Annotated in this window: 19 protein-coding genes and 1 pseudogene; 16 read left to right on the top strand and 4 right to left on the bottom strand. The window is 72.6% G+C overall.

The annotated features are described in order from the left end of the window. The 4 genes and pseudogenes from KV205_RS28195 to glmM form a co-directional block, all read left to right on the top strand. Window positions 1-165: pseudogene (locus KV205_RS28195) on the top strand (ABC transporter ATP-binding protein); the annotation flags it as partial. Window positions 166-386: 221 nt separating this feature from the next. After that, window positions 387-830: a 50S ribosomal protein L13 gene (rplM, locus tag KV205_RS28200; RefSeq protein WP_265867484.1), complete on the top strand. Its 444-nt coding sequence runs from the start codon at window positions 387-389 to the stop codon at window positions 828-830. A 42-nt stretch (window positions 831-872) separates the two neighbouring features. Then, window positions 873-1,385, top strand: a complete 513-nt coding sequence (gene rpsI, locus KV205_RS28205; protein ID WP_265867485.1) for a 30S ribosomal protein S9 — start codon at window positions 873-875, stop codon at window positions 1,383-1,385. 200 nt (window positions 1,386-1,585) lie between these two features. Beyond that, window positions 1,586-2,944, top strand: coding sequence for a phosphoglucosamine mutase (glmM, locus tag KV205_RS28210; protein WP_265867486.1), 1,359 nt, complete (start codon window positions 1,586-1,588; stop codon window positions 2,942-2,944). Between the two features lie 61 nt (window positions 2,945-3,005). Here glmM and KV205_RS28215 read toward each other — a convergent pair whose 3' ends face one another. Genes KV205_RS28215 through KV205_RS28225 form a run of 3 tightly spaced genes read right to left on the bottom strand, consistent with a single transcriptional unit; the run spans window position 3,006 to window position 6,239 of the window. After that, a complete protein-coding gene (locus tag KV205_RS28215) occupies window positions 3,006-3,971 on the bottom strand; it encodes a DUF389 domain-containing protein (RefSeq protein WP_265867488.1) in 966 nt (321 codons plus the stop codon). A 19-nt stretch (window positions 3,972-3,990) separates the two neighbouring features. Continuing rightward, window positions 3,991-4,986: a type I pantothenate kinase gene (coaA, locus tag KV205_RS28220; protein ID WP_374214737.1), complete on the bottom strand. Its 996-nt coding sequence runs from the start codon at window positions 4,984-4,986 to the stop codon at window positions 3,991-3,993. Window positions 4,987-5,042: 56 nt separating this feature from the next. Continuing rightward, the gene (locus tag KV205_RS28225; protein WP_308404106.1) at window positions 5,043-6,239 is read right to left on the bottom strand and encodes an acyltransferase; all 1,197 of its coding nucleotides are present in this window, start codon (window positions 6,237-6,239) and stop codon (window positions 5,043-5,045) included. Between the two features lie 297 nt (window positions 6,240-6,536). On the opposite strand from KV205_RS28225, the gene KV205_RS28230 reads away from it, so the two are divergent. From KV205_RS28230 to KV205_RS28265, 8 genes are all read left to right on the top strand, one after another. Continuing rightward, window positions 6,537-7,292, top strand: coding sequence for a hypothetical protein (locus KV205_RS28230; RefSeq protein ID WP_265867489.1), 756 nt, complete (start codon window positions 6,537-6,539; stop codon window positions 7,290-7,292). A 95-nt stretch (window positions 7,293-7,387) separates the two neighbouring features. After that, window positions 7,388-9,235, top strand: coding sequence for a glutamine--fructose-6-phosphate transaminase (isomerizing) (gene glmS, locus KV205_RS28235; RefSeq protein WP_265867491.1), 1,848 nt, complete (start codon window positions 7,388-7,390; stop codon window positions 9,233-9,235). 23 nt (window positions 9,236-9,258) lie between these two features. Next, entirely contained in the window at window positions 9,259-9,627 is a 369-nt protein-coding gene (locus tag KV205_RS28240) for a holo-ACP synthase (RefSeq protein WP_265867493.1), read from the top strand. Between the two features lie 4 nt (window positions 9,628-9,631). After that, window positions 9,632-11,089: an NAD(P)H-hydrate dehydratase gene (locus KV205_RS28245; RefSeq protein WP_265867494.1), complete on the top strand. Its 1,458-nt coding sequence runs from the start codon at window positions 9,632-9,634 to the stop codon at window positions 11,087-11,089. Window positions 11,090-11,259: 170 nt separating this feature from the next. Then, the gene (gene alr, locus KV205_RS28250; RefSeq protein ID WP_265867495.1) at window positions 11,260-12,408 is read left to right on the top strand and encodes an alanine racemase; all 1,149 of its coding nucleotides are present in this window, start codon (window positions 11,260-11,262) and stop codon (window positions 12,406-12,408) included. Window positions 12,409-12,421: 13 nt separating this feature from the next. Continuing rightward, complete coding sequence (locus KV205_RS28255; RefSeq protein ID WP_265867496.1) at window positions 12,422-13,561, top strand: alpha/beta fold hydrolase; 1,140 nt, start codon at window positions 12,422-12,424, stop codon at window positions 13,559-13,561. A gap of 20 nt (window positions 13,562-13,581) precedes the next feature. After that, window positions 13,582-14,088 (top strand): tRNA (adenosine(37)-N6)-threonylcarbamoyltransferase complex ATPase subunit type 1 TsaE, encoded by a 507-nt coding sequence (tsaE, locus tag KV205_RS28260; RefSeq protein WP_265867497.1) that lies wholly within the window; start codon window positions 13,582-13,584, stop codon window positions 14,086-14,088. A 110-nt stretch (window positions 14,089-14,198) separates the two neighbouring features. Then, window positions 14,199-14,372: a hypothetical protein gene (locus KV205_RS28265; protein ID WP_265867499.1), complete on the top strand. Its 174-nt coding sequence runs from the start codon at window positions 14,199-14,201 to the stop codon at window positions 14,370-14,372. Between the two features lie 49 nt (window positions 14,373-14,421). On the opposite strand, the gene KV205_RS28270 is transcribed toward KV205_RS28265, so the two are convergent. Then, window positions 14,422-14,991, bottom strand: coding sequence for a L,D-transpeptidase (locus KV205_RS28270; protein WP_265867500.1), 570 nt, complete (start codon window positions 14,989-14,991; stop codon window positions 14,422-14,424). A 118-nt stretch (window positions 14,992-15,109) separates the two neighbouring features. Here KV205_RS28270 and tsaB point away from each other — a divergent pair, with 118 nt between their 5' ends. Genes tsaB through KV205_RS28290 form a run of 4 tightly spaced genes read left to right on the top strand, consistent with a single transcriptional unit; the run spans window position 15,110 to window position 17,616 of the window. Then, entirely contained in the window at window positions 15,110-15,769 is a 660-nt protein-coding gene (gene tsaB, locus KV205_RS28275) for a tRNA (adenosine(37)-N6)-threonylcarbamoyltransferase complex dimerization subunit type 1 TsaB (protein WP_265867501.1), read from the top strand. 20 nt (window positions 15,770-15,789) lie between these two features. Further along, complete coding sequence (rimI, locus tag KV205_RS28280; RefSeq protein ID WP_274710960.1) at window positions 15,790-16,260, top strand: ribosomal protein S18-alanine N-acetyltransferase; 471 nt, start codon at window positions 15,790-15,792, stop codon at window positions 16,258-16,260. After that, window positions 16,250-17,341, top strand: a complete 1,092-nt coding sequence (gene tsaD, locus KV205_RS28285) for a tRNA (adenosine(37)-N6)-threonylcarbamoyltransferase complex transferase subunit TsaD (protein WP_265867503.1) — start codon at window positions 16,250-16,252, stop codon at window positions 17,339-17,341. Before rimI ends, tsaD begins: the two co-directional genes overlap by 11 nt. Continuing rightward, window positions 17,338-17,616 (top strand): hypothetical protein, encoded by a 279-nt coding sequence (locus KV205_RS28290; protein WP_265867504.1) that lies wholly within the window; start codon window positions 17,338-17,340, stop codon window positions 17,614-17,616. The genes tsaD and KV205_RS28290 overlap by 4 nt, the downstream gene beginning before the upstream one ends. Window positions 17,617-17,637: the final 21 nt, after the last annotated feature.

Here is a 17,637-nt window from a genome sequence, read left to right on the forward strand (position 1 = left end):
CTCCAGGACGGCCTGGAGTCCTACGAGGGCACGGTCCTGGCCGTCACCCACGACCGCTGGTTCGCCCGCTCCTTCGACCGCTATCTGGTCTTCGGCTCGGACGGTGTGGTGCGGGAGACCAGCGAGCCGGTGTGGGACGAGCGGCGGGTCGAGCGGGCCCGGTAGGGGTCGCGGCGCGTTTTGACCCGTCCGGGGTGGCGCGGGTACTGTTGCGGTTTGTTATGCGTATTGGCTTCGTCGTTCTCACGCGAGGGGCCTTGCGCAAGTTCCCTGGAGCAGTTACCAGTGGCTCGCATACGGGCAATGACCCGGCAGTGCAGGCCCCAGCTGCATGATCGCTTCAGGTGTGTCTGGACTCCATCCACTGAAGAAGCGAAGGCTACGAAGTGCGTACGTACAGCCCCAAGCCCGGCGATGTGACTCGCCAGTGGCACATCATCGACGCGCAGGACATCGTCCTGGGCCGCCTGGCGACGACGGCTGCGAACCTCCTGCGAGGCAAGCACAAGCCCGTCTACGCGCCCCACATGGACATGGGCGACTTCGTCATCATCATCAACGCTGACAAGGTCCACCTGTCGGGCAACAAGAAGACCCAGAAGATGGCGTACCGCCACTCCGGCTACCCGGGTGGTCTGCGCTCGATCCGCTACGACGAGCTCCTCGAGAAGAGCCCGGAGAAGGCCGTCGAGAAGGCCATCAAGGGCATGATCCCCAAGAACTCCCTGGGCCGTCAGATGCTCTCGAAGCTGAAGGTCTACGCGGGCGAGAACCACCCGCACGCTGCCCAGCAGCCGGTCCCGTTCGAGATCACCCAGGTCGCGCAGTAGTTCCGGCCACCCCCTAAGAACGAAAGAAATCTGAGGAGCATCGTGGCCGAGACCACCCCCGAGACCCCCGTCGACGAGTTCGAGGGCGTCGAGGAGTACACCACCGAGACCGAGATCGTCGAGGGTGACTACACCTCCGAGTCCCTCGCCTCCCGCTTCGGCGACCCGCAGCCGGCCGCCGGCCTGGGCCGTCGCAAGAACGCCATCGCCCGCGTCCGGATCGTTCCGGGCACCGGCAAGTGGAAGATCAACGGGCGCACGCTCGACAACTACTTCCCGAACAAGGTGCACCAGCAGGAAGTCAACGAGCCCTTCAAGGTGCTCGAGCTGGACAACCGCTACGACGTCATCGCCCGCATCTCGGGTGGCGGCGTCTCCGGCCAGGCCGGCGCCCTGCGCCTCGGCGTGGCCCGCGCCCTGAACGAGGCGGACGTCGAGAACAACCGCCCGGCGCTGAAGAAGGCCGGCTTCCTCTCCCGCGACGACCGTGCGGTCGAGCGCAAGAAGGCCGGTCTCAAGAAGGCCCGTAAGGCCCCGCAGTACAGCAAGCGCTAATCGCCTGCTCGGTCTGCTTGGCCCGGACGCCCCGGTGGCACTGCCCGTGCTGCCGGGGCGTCCGGCTTTTCCGGACCCTGGTTTCATAATCTTGGGCACGAACCCGGGCACTTCCCTGACTTCCCTGAGCCAAAAGCGGGCACCAGCCGGTCAGGGGATGCATGGGGGATCGCATTTCGGAGCACTTTCGGAGGACAGCTGTGGGACGACTCTTCGGCACGGACGGGGTACGCGGCGTGGCCAACGCCGACCTGACGGCGGAGCTGGCGCTCGGCCTGTCGGTCGCGGCCGCGCATGTGCTCGCCGAGACGGGCACCTTTGAGGGCCATCGGCCGACCGCCGTGGTGGGGCGCGACCCGCGCGCCTCGGGAGAGTTCCTGGAGGCCGCCGTCGTGGCCGGCCTGGCGAGCGCGGGCGTCGACGTGCTGCGCGTCGGCGTGCTGCCCACCCCGGCCGTGGCGTATCTGACCGGCGCGCTCGGCGCCGACCTCGGCGTGATGCTGTCCGCCTCGCACAACGCCATGCCCGACAACGGCATCAAGTTCTTCGCCCGCGGCGGCCACAAGCTCGCCGACGACCTCGAGGACCGCATCGAGTCCGTCTACGAGGAGCACCGCACCGGCGCCCCCTGGACCCGTCCCACCGGCTCCGGCGTCGGCCGGGTGCGCGACTACGACGAGGGCTTCGACAAGTACGTCGCCCACCTCATCGCCGTACTGCCCAACCGCCTCGACGGTCTGAAGATCGTCCTCGACGAGGCGCACGGCGCCGCCGCCCGCGTCTCGCCCGAGGCCTTCTCCCGGGCCGGCGCCACCGTCGTCACCATCGGCGCCGAGCCGGACGGCCTCAACATCAACGACGGCTGCGGCTCCACCCACCTCGGCCTGCTCAAGGCCGCCGTGGTCGAGCACGGCGCCGCCTTCGGCATCGCCCACGACGGCGACGCCGACCGCTGCCTTGCCGTGGACCACACCGGTGCCGAGGTCGACGGCGACCAGATCCTCGCGATCCTCGCCCTCGCCATGCGCGAGGCCGGCACCCTGCGCGGCGACACCGTCGTCGGCACGGTGATGTCCAACCTCGGCTTCAAGCTGGCGATGGAGCGCGAGGGCCTGTCCCTCGTGCAGACCGCGGTCGGCGACCGCTACGTCCTGGAGTCGATGAAGGAGCACGGCTACGCCCTCGGCGGCGAGCAGTCCGGGCACGTCATCGTCCTCGACCACGCCACCACCGGCGACGGCACCCTCACCGGCCTGATGCTGGCGGCCCGCGTCGCCGCCACCGGCCGTTCGCTCGCCGACCTGGCCGGCGTCATGGAGCGCCTCCCGCAGGTCCTCGTCAACGTCCCGAACGTCGACAAGTCCCGGGTGCAGACCTCCGCCGAACTCTCCCACGCCGTCGCCGAGGCCGAGCGCGAGCTCGGCACCACCGGCCGCGTGCTGCTCCGCCCCTCCGGCACCGAGCCGCTGGTCCGGGTCATGGTCGAGGCCGCGGACATCGAGCAGGCCCGCTCGGTCGCGGGACGGCTCGCCGATGTGGTGAAGTCCGCGCTCGGCTAAGGCATGTGACGCACTGAAGGCTTTCCGACGGCCCCCGCTCCGGTGGGGGCCGTCGGCGTGCTCAGCCCTTGCCGTTACGGGACGGGCGGGGCTTACGGGTCCAGTGGCCGCGCTGGGTGCGCCACAGCAGCACCTGCCCGAAGAGCGTGAGCGTGCCGGCCGCGATGATGCCGGTCAGGTTGAGCAGCAACTGCTCGATCGAGCCCCACATCTGGGCGTACTGCCCGTAGCTCAGCGCCACGGCCGCGTTGGCCCCGGCCGGCACCGTCGTCACGGAGATCGCGACCCCGATCAGCGCCCCCGACTTCGTCGAGGTGAGCGAGAGCGTGCCCGCCGCGCCCGCCAGCAGGGCGACGACGAACGAGAACGGGTCCGGCTTCCAGATGAAGCTGGTGTTGGCGCGCGGCGCGTCCAGCTGCTCCACGCTGAACAGGCCGAGCGCGTCCATCCCCAGGCTGAACACGGTCGTCGCGACGATCGCCGCCGCGAAGCCGATGATCAGCGCGTACGAGGAACGGAGCACCAGCTTCGGCGAGCGCCGCACGATCCCCGTACAGATGCCGGCGAGCGGGCCGAACTCCGGGCCGACCGCCATCGCGCCCACGATCAGGATCGCGTTGTCGAGGACCACACCGCAGGCCGCGATCATCGTCGCGAGGATCATGAAGGCGCTGTAGGTGATGGTGAGCGTCGACTCCTCGTGGGTGGCGTCGGTCAGCTGCTCCCAGATGACCGCGTCGGCGGCCTCGCCGGGCGCCTCCTCCTCGGCGGCGGTCGCCCGGGTCGACAGCGACAGGTCGATGTTCTCGACGGCGATCGAGCCGTCCTCGTCGACCTTCAACTCCCGCATGCCGTGGATGAGTTCCTGCCCGGCCTCGCGGGCCACGTCGCACAGCACGAGGTCGCCGGCCGGGTCGCGGGCGGCGCCCGGCAGCACCACCAGGTGGGTGGTGCCGACGGTCCGCTCGATGAGCGAGACGGCCGCGTCCGTGCGGTCGGGCGGAACGATCAGGCGCAGGTGCAGCATGGGCCCGAGCTTACGGAGCTCAGAGCTTGCGCAGCGAAAGGCGCTGCACCTTGTGGTCCGCGCCCTTGCGGACGACCAGGGTCGCCCGGCCGCGGGTCGGGGCCACGTTCTCCAGGAGGTTGACCTTGTTGACGGTCCGCCACATCGTGCGGGCGTACTCCAGGGCCTCCTCCTCGGAGACCTGGGTCCAGCGCCGGAAGTACGAGGACGGGTCCTGGAAGGCGGTCTCGCGCAGCTTGCGGAAGCGGTTGAGGTACCAGCCCTCGATGTCCTCGGCGCGCGCGTCCACGTACACCGAGAAGTCGAAGTAGTCGGCGAGCCCGACCCGGGTCCGCCCGTCCTTGCCGGGCAGGGCCGGCTGGAGGACGTTGAGGCCCTCGACGATGAGGATGTCGGGGCGGCGCACCACGAGCTTCTCGTCCGGCACCCGGTCGTAGATGAGGTGCGAGTAGACGGGCGCGGTGACCTCGTCCTTGCCCGCCTTCACGTCGGCGACGAAGCGGGTGAGGGCGCGCCGGTCGTACGACTCGGGGAAGCCCTTGCGGGACATCAGGCCGCGCGCCTTCAGCTCCTCCATCGGGTAGAGGAAGCCGTCGGTGGTGATCCGCTCCACCCGCGGGTGCTCCGGCCAGCGCGCGAGCAGCGCCTGGAGGAGCCGGGCGACGGTCGACTTCCCGACGGCCACGGACCCGGCCACCCCTATGACGAAGGGCGTGCCGCGCTGCTCGGCCTTCTCGCCGAGGAAGGTGTTGAGCGCCCCGCGCAGCCCGCTGGTGGCCTGCACGTACAGGTTGAGCAGCCGGGACAGCGGCAGATAGACGTCCCGTACCTCGTCGAGGTCGATGACGTCGCCGAGCCCCTGCAGCTGCTCGACCTCGTCGGCGGTGAGCGGCAGCGGCGTCTTGTCGCGCAGGGCGCTCCACTCGGCCCGCGTGAGGTCGACGTACGGCGTCGGCTCGGCGACGCGGCGCGGGCCGCTGCCCGTGCCGTTGCTTCGTGGCGGCGAAGTGATCACCCGGCCATTGTCGTGGCTGGGACTTGGTTGTGGGGGACCGGGGGCCGTGGGGTGGGTCACGCTCGGCGGGCGGGCAGCAGTCTGCGCAGCCGGCGCTCGGCCGGCTGCTCCACCAGCTCGTGCAGGAGGGCGGCGACCACGAGGGCGCCGAGGGCGGCCGCGCCCATCTCGGCGGCGTCGCGGAGCGGGCCCGGGCCCGGGCGGAAGCCGGCGTGGGCGAAGACCTTCAGGACGACCGCGTGGCAGAGGTAGTACGCGAACGACCACTCGCCGAGCTTCACCAGGGTGCGGGAGCGCAGCACCGAGCGGGTGCCCTGGCCGGCGCGTACGTCGGAGAGCGCGGCGCAGGCGATCAGCAGGGCGAACACCGGCATCAGGACGGCGTCGAAGAAGCCGATCTCGCCCCGGAAGGGGAAGGGGTGCAGCAGGTCGGGGCACTGCTCCCAGGCCCAGCAGAGCAGGATCGTGCCGCCGGTCAGCGCGGCGGCCGTGCCGGTGCCGCAGGGGGGCCGCCGGCCGCGGCGGACGAGCAGGCCGGTGCAGACGCCCAGGACGAACATCGGGCTCAGCGCGAGCGGCGAGGCCACGAGCAGCCGCTCGGAGGCGGCCGGGTGGTCGAGCAGCTGTGCGGCGACCCGGGTGGCCGCGGTGGTCGCGACGGCGGCCGCGGCCACGAGCGCGAGGGTCCCCGACGACCGGCGCAGCAGAATCCGCAGGACGAGCGGAAAAGAGAGATAGAAGAAGGCCTCGACGGACAGCGTCCAGGTGACGATGTTCAGCGTCATGAAGTGATCTGTGGTCCATGCCTGGGAAAATGTGAGGGTCCACAGGATGTTCGGTTTCGAAATCGGCGCATGCCACCACCATTTCGTCAATGCGGCCGTCGCCAGTGTGGTCACCGCGAGCAGTGGCCAGATACGGGCGAAGCGCCGCCAGTAGTAATGCGGAGTGGTGTCGGTGGGGCGGGCCACCCAGGTCATGACGAAACCGGACAGAACGAAGAAGAACGGGACGCCTTCGTACCCGAGGGCGGCCAGGTCGGTGAGCGCCCGGCTTTCCCCGACGTAGCCCTTTGCGTGGAAAAGGAAGACGCTGAACGCGGCGAACCAGCGCAATCCGGTCAGCGAGTCGACGCGGGTGCCGCCGAGCGGCAGGGTCCAGGGGACTGCGGGGGGCCGGCGGGCGGGGGCGGCGCGCGGTGGGGTGTGAACATGCTGTGTGGGGGTGGTGGAATTCTTCGTGATCGAGGAAATGGTGGCCCACTCCTAAGGGATCCCGACGGCAGGCGAAAAAGAGCCGCGAATTGCTTCGGCCGGTCCCGCAACGTAACACCCGCGGCCGGAGAATTGCGAAGACGGCCCGCGCTGCTTATGCCCGTATGGATCGGGCGATTCGGCCCGATGTCGGAATATCGAAGGGCCGGTCGTCTCTCCGGATCCCGTACACCGACCTGACCGACCTGACCGACCTGCCGGTCCTCGCTGTGCTCACGTGACCTGCGCACATAGGGTTCGCCAAGACAACGCAAAGCCGAAGAGAGAGTTCGATCCATGAGAGCACGTGCCCTTCGTCACGCCGGTGCCGTCGCCGCGGTCACCACCCTCGCGCTCGCCCTCACCGCCTGCGGCGGCGAGGAGAAGAAGCAGGAGGACACCGGCAAGGCGGACGCCTCCGCGTCCGCCGCGGCGAAGCCCGACGTGAAGGCGCTGTCGGCGGCGGAGCTCGAGAAGCTCGTCGTCGGCCAGGCCGACCTCAAGGGCTACCAGGTGAAGAAGGCCAAGAGCGACGAGGTGCTGAACCCCGGCGACGTCAGCGCCGACAAGCCCGCCTGCGAGCCGCTCGCCGAGGCCATGTCCTGGATCGCGCCCGGCACCCCCGGCGCCAAGGTGGTCCGCAAGGCCATCCAGGTCCCCGCCCAGGACGCGGCCGCCGACCCGGAGAAGGCCCTCGGCGCCCTCGCCACGCCCATGACCACGGTGACCCTCGGCTCGTACGCCGGTCAGGGCGCCGAGCAGGCCTTCGCCTCGCTCAAGACCGCGGGCACCGACTGCGCCGGCGGCTTCACCGCCACCGCGAGCGGCGAGAAGGTCAAGGTCACCAAGGTCGCCGCGGACACCGCGGCCGGCGGCGACGAGACACTGGCCTGGACGATCACCAGCGATCTCGACGGCACCCCGATGGTCACCAAGCTCGCCGTGCTCCGCAAGGGCAACACCCTCGCCGGCTTCGCGACGATGAGCCTCGGCGGCGAGGTCAAGGAGCAGCCCAAGACCGTCATCGAGGTCCAGGCCGCCAAGCTGCGCTGAGCCGGGCCCATCCGGCCCGTCCGGCCCGTCCGGCCCATCAAGCCGGTCCGGCCCGGATCCGGCCGCTCCGGGCCGCTGAGCCGTAGGCTGCCGCTATGTGCGGAATCGTGGGTTACGTCGGCGGACAGTCGGCGCTCGAAGTGGTGATCGCAGGGCTCAAGCGGCTCGAATACCGCGGCTACGACTCGGCCGGCGTCGCCGTGCTCTCCGACGGAGGGCTCGCCGCCGCCAAGAAGGCCGGCAAGCTCGTCAACCTGGAGAAGGAGCTGGTGGACCGCCCGCTGTCGAGCGGCTCCACCGGCATCGGACACACCCGGTGGGCCACCCACGGCGGCCCCACCGACGTCAACGCGCACCCGCACCTCGACAACGCGGGCCGCGTCGCCGTCGTCCACAACGGCATCATCGAGAACTTCGCCGCCCTCCGCGCGGAGCTGGCGGAGCGGGGCCACGACCTGGCGTCCGAGACGGACACCGAGGTCGTGGCCCATCTGCTGGCCGAGGAGTTCTCCTCCGTCGGCGACCTCGCCGAGGCCATGCGGCTGGTGTGCCGGCGGCTCGACGGGGCGTTCACACTGGTCGCCGTGCACGCCGACCAGCCCGACGTCGTCGTCGGCGCCCGCCGCAACTCCCCGCTCGTCGTCGGCGTCGGCGAGGGCGAGAACTTCCTCGCCTCCGACGTCTCCGCCTTCATCGCGCACACCCGCTCCGCCATCGAACTCGGCCAGGACCAGGTCGTGGAGCTCACCCGCGAGGGCGTCACCGTCACCGACTTCGACGGCGCCCCCGCCGACGTACGCGCCTTCCACATCGACTGGGACGCCTCCGCCGCCGAGAAGGGCGGCTACGACTACTTCATGCTCAAGGAGATCGCCGAGCAGCCCAAGGCGGTCGCCGACACCCTCCTCGGCCGGATCGGCGCCGACGGGCGCCTGCGCCTCGACGAGGTGCGCATCCCGGACGCGGTGCTCCGCGAGGCCGACAAGATCGTCATCATCGCGTGCGGCACCGCCTTCCACGCCGGACTCATCACGAAGTACGCCATCGAGCACTGGACCCGGATCCCCTGCGAGGTCGAGCTCGCCAGCGAGTTCCGCTACCGCGACCCGATCCTCGGACAGCGCACCCTCGTCATCGCCATCTCCCAGTCCGGCGAGACCATGGACACCCTGATGGCGCTGCGGCACGCCCGCGAACAGGGCGCCAAGGTGCTCGCCGTCTGCAACACCAACGGGTCGACGATCCCCCGGGAGTCGGACGCCGTCCTCTACACCCACGCCGGGCCCGAGGTCGCCGTCGCGTCCACCAAGGCCTTCCTCACCCAGCTCGTCGCCTGCTACCTCCTCGCGCTCTACCTCGGGCAGGTCCGCGGCACCAAGTGGGGCGACGAGATCCACGCCGTCGTCCGCGAGCTCGCCCGGATCGCCGACGAGGTGGAGCGGGTCCTGGAGACCATGGAGCCGGTCCGCGCGCTCGCCCGCTCCCTCGCCGACAAGAACACCGTCCTCTTCCTCGGCCGGCACGTCGGCTACCCGGTGGCTCTCGAAGGCGCGCTGAAGCTCAAGGAGCTCGCGTACATGCACGCCGAGGGCTTCGCCGCCGGCGAGCTCAAGCACGGCCCGATCGCCCTCATCGAGGAGGACCTGCCGGTCGTCGTGGTCGTCCCCTCGCCGCGCGGCCGGTCCGTCCTCCACGACAAGATCGTCTCCAACATCCAGGAGATCCGGGCCCGGGGCGCCCGCACCATCGTGATCGCGGAGGAGGGCGACGAGGCCGTCGTCCCGTACGCCGACCACCTCATCCGGATCCCCGCGACGCCTACGCTGCTGCAGCCGCTGGTCTCCACCGTGCCGCTGCAGGTCTTCGCCTGCGAACTGGCCACGGCCCGGGGCAACGAGGTCGACCAGCCGCGCAATCTGGCCAAGTCCGTGACCGTGGAGTGACGGTGGAGTGAAAGAAGAAGGACATGATCATCGGGGTGGGGATCGACGTGGCGGAGATCGACCGGTTCGCCGCGTCGCTCGAACGCACACCGGGGCTGCTCGGGCGCCTCTTCGTCGACGCCGAGCTGCTGCTCCCGAGCGGCGAGCGGCGCGGACCGGCCTCGCTCGCGGTGCGGTTCGCGGCGAAGGAGGCCCTGGCCAAGGCGCTCGGCGCGCCGGGCAACCTGCACTGGACGGACGCCGAGGTGTACGTCGAGGACAGCGGGCAGCCCCGCCTCCGGGTGCGCGGCACCGTCGCCGCGCGGGCCGCCGAACTCGGCGTGAAGCACTGGCACGTGTCCCTCAGCCATGACGCGGGAGTGGCGTCGGCCGTGGTGATCGCGGAGGGTTGATCCCATGCGTACCGCTTACCGCGTGGAGACCGTACGGGCCGCCGAGGCCGAACTGATGGCCCGGCTGCCGGAGGGCACGCTGATGCAGCGCGCCGCGGCCGGACTCGCCGCCGCCTGCTGCTCGCTGCTCGGCAAGGGGCAGGTGTACGGGGCGCGGGTCGTCCTGCTCGTCGGCAGCGGCGACAACGGCGGCGACGCCCTGTACGCGGGCGCCCGGCTCGCCCGGCGCGGCGCCGGGGTGACGGCGGTGCTGCTCGGCGACCGGGCGCACGAGGGCGGGCTCGCGGCGCTGCGGCGGGCCGGGGGACGGGTGACCGGCCCGCACGACGATCCGTACGGCGCGCTGGCCGCCGCCGACCTGGTGCTCGACGGCATCACGGGGATCGGCGGGCGGGGCGGGCTGCGGCCCGACGCCGTGCCCGTCGCCCGCGCCGCGCGCGGTTCCGACGCGGTCGTCGTGGCCGTGGACCTGCCGAGCGGCGTGGACGCCGACACCGGCGAGGTCGCGGGGGAGGCGCTGCGCGCCGACGCGACGATCACCTTCGGCACGTACAAGCCGGGGCTCCTCGTCGACCCGGCCCGGGAGTACGCGGGCGCGCTGCGGCTCGTTGACATCGGCCTCGGCGCCACCCTGCCGTCCGTGCCGGACCTGGAGGCGCTGCAGCACGAGGACGTGGCGCGGCGGCTGCCGGTGCCGGGCGCGGAGTCCGACAAGTACCGGCGCGGTGTCGTCGGCATCGTCGCCGGCTCCGCCCGCTACCCCGGCGCCGCGGTGCTCGCCGTCTCCGGCGCGCTGCGGGGCGGGGCGGGCGCGGTGCGGTACGTCGGGCCGGCGGGCGACGCGGTCATCGCGGCGCACCCCGAGACCCTGGTCCACTCCGGCCCGCCGGAGCAGGCGGGCCGCGTCCAGGCCTGGGTCGCCGGACCGGGCCTCGGCGAGGGCCCCGGCGTGTCCGTCGCCCTCGACCAGGTCCTCGCCACCGACGTCCCCGTCCTCATCGACGCGGACGGCCTGCGCGCCCTGACCCCGGCCGCCGTCCGGGCCCGCTCCGCCCCCACCCTCCTCACCCCCCACGCGGGCGAGGCGGCGGCCCTCCTCGGCGTCCCCCGCGAGCAGGTCGAGGCGGCCCGCCTGTCGGCCGTCCGCGAACTGGCCGCCCGCTACGGCGCCACGGTCCTCCTCAAGGGCTCGACCACCCTCGTCTGCGCCCCGGACGCCGCCGCCGCGATCCGCGTGAACCCGACCGGCACCTCCTGGCTCGCCACCGCCGGCAGCGGCGACGTCCTCTCCGGCCTCTCCGGCGCCCTCCTGGCGTCGGGCCTGCCGCCCCTGGACGCGCTGTCGGTGGGTGCGTACCTCCACGGCCTGGCGGCCCGCCGCGCGTCGGGCGGCGGGGCTCCGATCGCGGCGAGCGACGTGGCGGAGGGGCTGCCGGGGGCGTGGCGGGACGTGGTGAGCTGACGGGGCGATCGCGGGCGCTCTGCTCCCCGCCGGCGGGCACCGCCCGTGCGGGAGGGCGCCGCCGCAGGCGGGTGTGGGCGAAGGTTCGTACCGGGGCGTGGCGCCCCGCGTGACCCGGGCCACCGACCGCCTACGCAGTGCCGCGGCCCGCACCTGAGAGACTGGGGCCGATGAGTCAGACACAGCCGCCCCGCCGAGCCCGCGCCGAGATCGACCTCGGGGCGCTGCGTGCGAACGTCCGCACGCTGCGCGCCCGGGTCGCGCCACACGTTCAGGTGATGGGCGTGGTGAAGGCGGACGCGTACGGACACGGCGCCGTGCGGTGTGCGCGGGCCGCGCTCGACGCCGGGGCGACGTGGCTGGGGACGGCGACGCCGCAGGAGGCGCTGGCGCTGCGGGCGGCGGGGCTCACCGAGGCGCGGATCATGTGCTGGCTGTGGACGCCCGGGGACCCGTGGGCGGAGGGCATCGAGGCCGGGCTCGACATGTCCGTCAGCGGGATGTGGGCGCTGCGCGAGGTGACGGAGGCCGCGCAGGCGGTCGGGCGTCCCGCGCGGATCCAGCTCAAGGCCGACACCGGCCTCGGCCGCAACGGCTGCCAGCCCGCCGACTGGCCCGAACTCGTCGGCGAGGCCCTGAAGGCCCAGGCGCAGGGCCTCGTGCGGATCACCGGACTGTGGTCGCACTTCGCCTGCGCCGACGAACCCGGGCACCCCTCCATCCCGGCCCAGCTGGACGTCTTCCGCTCGATGCTCGACTTCGCCGAGAAGGCCGGCGTCGAGCCCGAGGTCCGGCACATCGCCAACTCGCCCGCCACCCTGACCCTCCCCGAGACGCACTTCGACCTCGTCCGGCCCGGCATCGCGATGTACGGCGTGTCGCCCGACCCGGCCCTCGGCACCTCCGCCGAGCTCGGTCTGCGCCCGGTGATGTCGCTGAAGGCGAGCATCGCCCTGGTGAAGCAGGTGCCGGCCGGGCACGGCGTCTCGTACGGGCACCACTACGTCACCCCGGACGAGACCACCCTCGGCCTGATCCCGCTGGGTTACGCGGACGGCATCCCCCGGCACGCCTCCGGCCGCGGCCCGGTCCTGGTCGGCGACCGGGTGCGGACGGTGGCCGGGAGGGTCGCGATGGACCAGTTCGTGGTCGACCTCGGCGGCGACGCGCCCGAGCCCGGCACCGAGGCCGTGCTCTTCGGGCCCGGCGACCGGGGCGAGCCGACGGCCCAGGACTGGGCGGAGGCCGCCGACACCATCGCGTACGAGATCGTCACCCGGATCGGCGCGCGCGTCCCGCGCGTCTACGTGGGGGACTGAAAGGGGCTCCGGCGTGGGTGACGAGACCTGGCGTAGGGCCGGCTGGGCCGGGGCCGCGATAGGCGTGCTCGCCGCCGGCGCGGCGGCCGGGGTCGCGATCGAGCGGCTCACCGTGGGGCGTTCGGTACGGCAGAAGGCGCGGCTCGCGCTCGACGCCGAGGGTCCGTACGGCGCCCTGCGCGGCACCCCCGGCAAGGCGGTCGCCGACGACGGCACCGCCCTCTACTACGAGGTCGACGAGGTCGAACCCGACCCCTCCGCACCCCGTCGGCGCCGCCTCTTCGGACGCAAGGCCCCCACCCCCGTCACCGTCGTCTTCAGCCACGGCTACTGCCTCAACCAGGACTCCTGGCACTTCCAGCGGGCCGCCCTGCGCGGACTGGTCCGCACCGTCCACTGGGACCAGCGCAGCCACGGGCACTCCGGCCCCGGGCTCGCCCAGGAGGGCCCGGACGGCGTGCCGGTCTCCATCGCCCAGCTCGGCCGCGACCTGAAGGCGGTGCTCGACGCCGCCGCGCCCGAGGGCCCGCTGGTGCTCGTCGGGCACTCGATGGGCGGCATGACGATCATGGCGCTCGCCGAGCAGTACCCGGAGCTCGTGCGCGAGCGGGTGGTCGGCGTCGGCTTCGTCGGCACCTCGTCGGGACGGCTCGACGAGGTCAGTTACGGCCTGCCGGTGGCCGGCGTCAACGCGGTGCGCCGGGTGCTGCCGGGCGTGCTGCGGGCGCTCGGCTCGCAGGCCGAGCTGGTGGAGCGGGGCCGCCGGGCCACCGCCGACCTGTTCGCCGGGCTGATCAAGAAGTACTCCTTCTCCTCGAAGGACGTGGACCCGGCGGTCGCCCGGTTCGCCGAGCGGATGATCGAGTCGACCCCGATCGACGTGGTCGCCGCGTTCTACCCGGCCTTCGCCGACCACGACGGCACCGCCGCGCTCGCCGCCTTCCGCGAGCTCCCGGTGCTCGCCCTCGCCGGCGACCGCGACCTGGTCACCCCCAGCTCGCACACCGAGGTCATCGCCGACCTGCTGCCGGACGCGGAGCTGGTGATCGTGCCCGACGCCGGGCACCTGGTGATGCTGGAACACCCCGAGGCGGTCACCGACCGCATCGCCGACCTGCTGGTACGCGCCGGAGCCGTCCCCGTACCGGGATAGGGACGGATAGGTTGGCGGGTATGGACACACCGCACGACCAGGCCACTGTCAACCAGGCCACCGTCGAGGTCGACTCGCCCGAGCGGATGCAGGAGCTCGGCCGCCGGCTCGCGAAGCTGCTGCGCGCCGGAGACCTCGTGATGCTCACCGGCGAGCTCGGCGCCGGCAAGACGACTCTGACCCGCGGGCTCGGCGAGGGCCTGGGGGTGCGCGGCGCGGTCACCTCGCCGACCTTCGTGATCGCCCGCGTCCACCCCTCGCTGGTGGCGGGCCCGCCGCTGGTGCACGTCGACGCGTACCGGCTCGGCGGCGGTCTCGACGAGATGGAGGACCTGGACCTCGACGTCTCGCTGCCCGACTCCGTCGTCGTGGTCGAGTGGGGCGACGGCAAGGTCGAGGAGCTGACCGACGACCGGCTGCACGTGCTGATCCACCGGGTCGTCGGCGACACCGACGACGACCGGCGGACCGTCGTCCTCAACGGCATCGGCGCCCGCTGGGCGGCCGAGGACCTGCGGCTGGGCTGAACGTACGTACGTTCCGACAACGTGTCGGGAAAATGTTGCGCCGGTGCGCGCGGGCGTGGTCACATGGATGCACGAGCTGGTTAGGTGTACCTAACCTACGGGAGGCAGGCATGGCGACGCCCGAGCGCGAGGACCGCACCGCGGATGTCAGCACGGACACCGTCCCGATGAGAGTGCTGCTCGCGGCCTGCGCGGCCGCGACCGCCGTGTCCACCCCGCCGCGCGCACGCGAGACCGTGGACGAGGAGCCCGGCACCCCCGCCGTACAGGACGAGGCCGCCTAGGCCGCCTGGGCCGGCTGCGCCGCGCCGCGAACGCGCGCCCCTCCGCGGGTCAGGCGACGACCACGACCTTCGCGCCGATCGACGCGAACGTCCACATCGCGTCGCCGTCCGCGCGCTTCATCCGGATGCCGCCGGTCTTCTTCGCCGGGTCCGGCTCCGGCGTCGAGCCGTCCACCGCCGCGCTGAAGCCGATCGACACGTCCTGCACCGTCGCGAACCGCACCACGTGCTCGATCTGCACCCCGTCCGAGCCGCGCACCGCGCCGGACCGCGAGGTCACCGCGTACGTGCCGGGCGGCGGCGAGACCGTGCTCGGCATCACCGAGAAGGTCTGCGTCACCTGGTTCCTCGCGTCCACCAGCCACACCCGGTGGTCCTTCAGCGCGTACACCACGCGCGCGCCCTTGCCGGAGTCGGCGGGCAGCGCCAGCGGATCCTTGGCGGGCTGCTTCGGCTTTCCGCTCGCCTCGGCCGACGGGGCCGTGCTCGGGGTGCGGGGCTTCGCCGCCAGCTCGGCCGGCGACGGCGCGGCGGCCGAGGCCTGATAGGCGAGGAAGCCGACCACGGCGACCGCCGCCGCGGTGAGCCCGGCCACGAATCCCGAGCTGCTCCGTGCCACCGTGCGCCCACCTTCTGTCGTACGTACGTATCGGTGTCTGATCGCCCCGACCGTAGCACCGCCGCCCCCCGACGAGCGGGGCACCATGTCCGGCGCTCCGGCGCCGTAGGCTGTTCGCGTGCTCTTGCTCGCCATGGATACCGCCACACCCGCCGTCACCGTCGCCCTCCACGACGGCGAGACCGTCGTCGCCGAGTCCTCCCAGGTGGACGCCCGCAGACACGGGGAGCTGCTGCTGCCCGCCGTCGACCGGGTCATGAAGGAGGCCGGGCTCGCGCTCGACGCGGTGACCGGACTCGTGGTCGGCGTCGGCCCCGGCCCGTACACCGGACTGCGCGTCGGTCTGGTCACCGCCGCCGCCTTCGCCTCCGCGCTCGGCGTGCCGGTGCACGGCCTGTGCACGCTCGACGGACTCGCGTACGCCTCCGGCATCCAGGAGCCCTTCGCCGTCGCCACCGACGCGCGGCGCAAGGAGGTCTACTGGGCGCGGTACGAGAACTCCCGCACGCGCGTCACGGAGGCGTCGGTCGACCGTCCCGCCGACATCGCCGAGCGGCTCGCCGGGCTCCCGGTGGTCGGCGCCGGCGCCCGCCTCTACCCCGAGGCCTTCCCGGACGCCCGCGACCCCGAGCACCAGTCGGCCGCCGCGCTCGCCGCCCTCGCGGCCGAGCGGCTGGCGGCGGGGGACCAGGACGCGTTCCTGGAGCCGCTCCCCATGTACCTGCGCCGCCCCGACGCCCAGGTGCCGAAGAACTACAAGGTGGTCACGCCCCAGTGAGCGGCGTGCAATTGCGCGAGATGCGCTGGTGGGACCTGGCGCCGGTGCTCGCGCTCGAAGCCGAGCTGTTCCCCGAGGACGCCTGGTCGGAGGGGATGTTCTGGTCGGAGCTCGCGCACGCCCGCGGGCCGCGGGCGACCCGGCACTACGTGGTCGCCGAGACGGCGGACGGACGTCTCGTCGGGTACGCGGGGCTCGCGGCGGCCGGCGGCCTCGGCGACGTCCAGACCATCGCCGTCGCCCGCGAGCAGTGGGGCACCGGCCTCGGCGGGCGCCTCCTCACCGACCTGCTCCAGCACGCCACGGCCTTCGAGTGCGACGAGGTCCTGCTCGAAGTGCGCGTGGACAACACCCGGGCCCAGAAGCTGTACGAGCGCTTCGGCTTCGAGCCCATCGGTTTCCGGCGCGGCTACTACCAGCCCGGAAACGTGGACGCGCTCGTGATGCGACTGACCGTTCAAGGAACAGAGACTGATTCAGATGGCTGCTGACGAACCGCTCGTACTCGGCATCGAGACCTCCTGCGACGAGACCGGCGTCGGCATCGTCCACGGCACCACCCTGCTCGCCGACGCCGTCGCCTCCAGCGTCGACACCCACGCCCGGTTCGGCGGTGTCGTCCCCGAGATCGCCTCCCGCGCGCACCTGGAGGCCATGGTCCCGACGATCGAGCGCGCCCTGAAGGAGGCCGGGGTCTCCCCGAAGGACCTCGACGGCATCGCCGTGACCGCCGGGCCCGGCCTCGCGGGCGCGCTGCTCGTCGGCGTCTCGGCCGCCAAGGCGTACGCGTACGCGCTCGGCAAGCCGCTCTACGGCGTCAACCACCTCGCCTCGCACATCTGCGTCGACCAGCTGGAGCACGGCCGGCTGCCCGAGCCGACGATGGCGCTGCTGGTCTCCGGCGGCCACTCCTCGCTGCTGCTGTCCTCCGACATCACCGCCGACGTGCGGCCCATGGGCGCCACCATCGACGACGCCGCCGGCGAGGCCTTCGACAAGATCGCCCGCGTCCTCGACCTCGGCTTCCCGGGCGGCCCGGTCATCGACCGGCTCGCCAGGGAGGGCGACCCGGCCGCCATCGCGTTCCCGCGCGGCCTGTCCGGCGCCAAGGACCCGGCGTACGACTTCTCCTTCTCCGGTCTGAAGACCGCCGTGGCCCGCTGGATCGAGGCCAAGCGGAACGCGGGCGAGGACGTGCCGGTACGGGACGTCGCCGCGTCCTTCCAGGAGGCGGTCGTCGACGTGCTCACCCGCAAGGCCGTCCGGGCCTGCCGGGACGAGGGCGTCGACCACCTGATGATCGGCGGCGGCGTGGCCGCCAACTCGCGCCTGCGCGCCCTCGCCGAGGAGCGCTGCGAGCGGGCCGGCATCCGGCTCCGCGTGCCGCGCCCCGGCCTGTGCACCGACAACGGCGCCATGGTGGCGGCGCTGGGCGCCGAGATGGTGGCGCGCGGGCGGGCCGCCTCCGACCTGGAGCTGTCGGCGGACTCCTCGCTGCCGGTGACGGAGTCGCACGTGCCGGGGAACCACGACCATGTTCATGAGGTCAGCAAGGAGAACCTCTACTCGTGAGGGTCACTCTGATGTGGGAGGCGCGGGCGGCCGACGGGCGGGGTGAGGAACTCCTCGCCTGGGCGCGGGCCCAGGAGCTGTCGCCCGCCCCGCTCCGCCGCGAGACCTTCCGGGCCCCGCAGGACCGGGTCCTCGTCCTCACCTGGTGGGAGACGGCGGACGGCCTCGACGCCGAACTCCCCGAGCTGCCGGAGCCGGACGGGGAGCTGATCACCCGTTCGGTGCACCGCTGGCGCTTCGAATCGGTCTCCCTTCAGTCGGATAGTCGTATCTAAGGCAACCTTTCGCCGGATTCG

Origin of the sequence: Streptomyces sp. SKN60, assembly GCF_026236535.1 — a bacterium.
In the GTDB taxonomy this organism is placed as follows: Bacteria; Actinomycetota; Actinomycetes; order Streptomycetales; family Streptomycetaceae; genus Streptomyces.

Excerpts from the sequence above, each read along its gene's own strand:
- KV205_RS28215 (WP_265867488.1), bottom strand. The coding sequence starts at position 3,971 with ATGCTGCACCTGCGCCTGATCGTTCCGCCCGACCGCACGGACGCGGCC.
- KV205_RS28230 (WP_265867489.1), top strand. The coding sequence starts at position 6,537 with ATGAGAGCACGTGCCCTTCGTCACGCCGGTGCCGTCGCCGCGGTCACC.
- glmS (WP_265867491.1), top strand. The coding sequence starts at position 7,388 with ATGTGCGGAATCGTGGGTTACGTCGGCGGACAGTCGGCGCTCGAAGTG.
- KV205_RS28240 (WP_265867493.1), top strand. The coding sequence starts at position 9,259 with ATGATCATCGGGGTGGGGATCGACGTGGCGGAGATCGACCGGTTCGCC.
- KV205_RS28245 (WP_265867494.1), top strand. The coding sequence starts at position 9,632 with ATGCGTACCGCTTACCGCGTGGAGACCGTACGGGCCGCCGAGGCCGAA.
- alr (WP_265867495.1), top strand. The coding sequence starts at position 11,260 with ATGAGTCAGACACAGCCGCCCCGCCGAGCCCGCGCCGAGATCGACCTC.
- tsaE (WP_265867497.1), top strand. The coding sequence starts at position 13,582 with ATGGACACACCGCACGACCAGGCCACTGTCAACCAGGCCACCGTCGAG.
- KV205_RS28265 (WP_265867499.1), top strand. The coding sequence starts at position 14,199 with ATGGCGACGCCCGAGCGCGAGGACCGCACCGCGGATGTCAGCACGGAC.
- rimI (WP_274710960.1), top strand. The coding sequence starts at position 15,790 with ATGCGCTGGTGGGACCTGGCGCCGGTGCTCGCGCTCGAAGCCGAGCTG.
- tsaD (WP_265867503.1), top strand. The coding sequence starts at position 16,250 with ATGGCTGCTGACGAACCGCTCGTACTCGGCATCGAGACCTCCTGCGAC.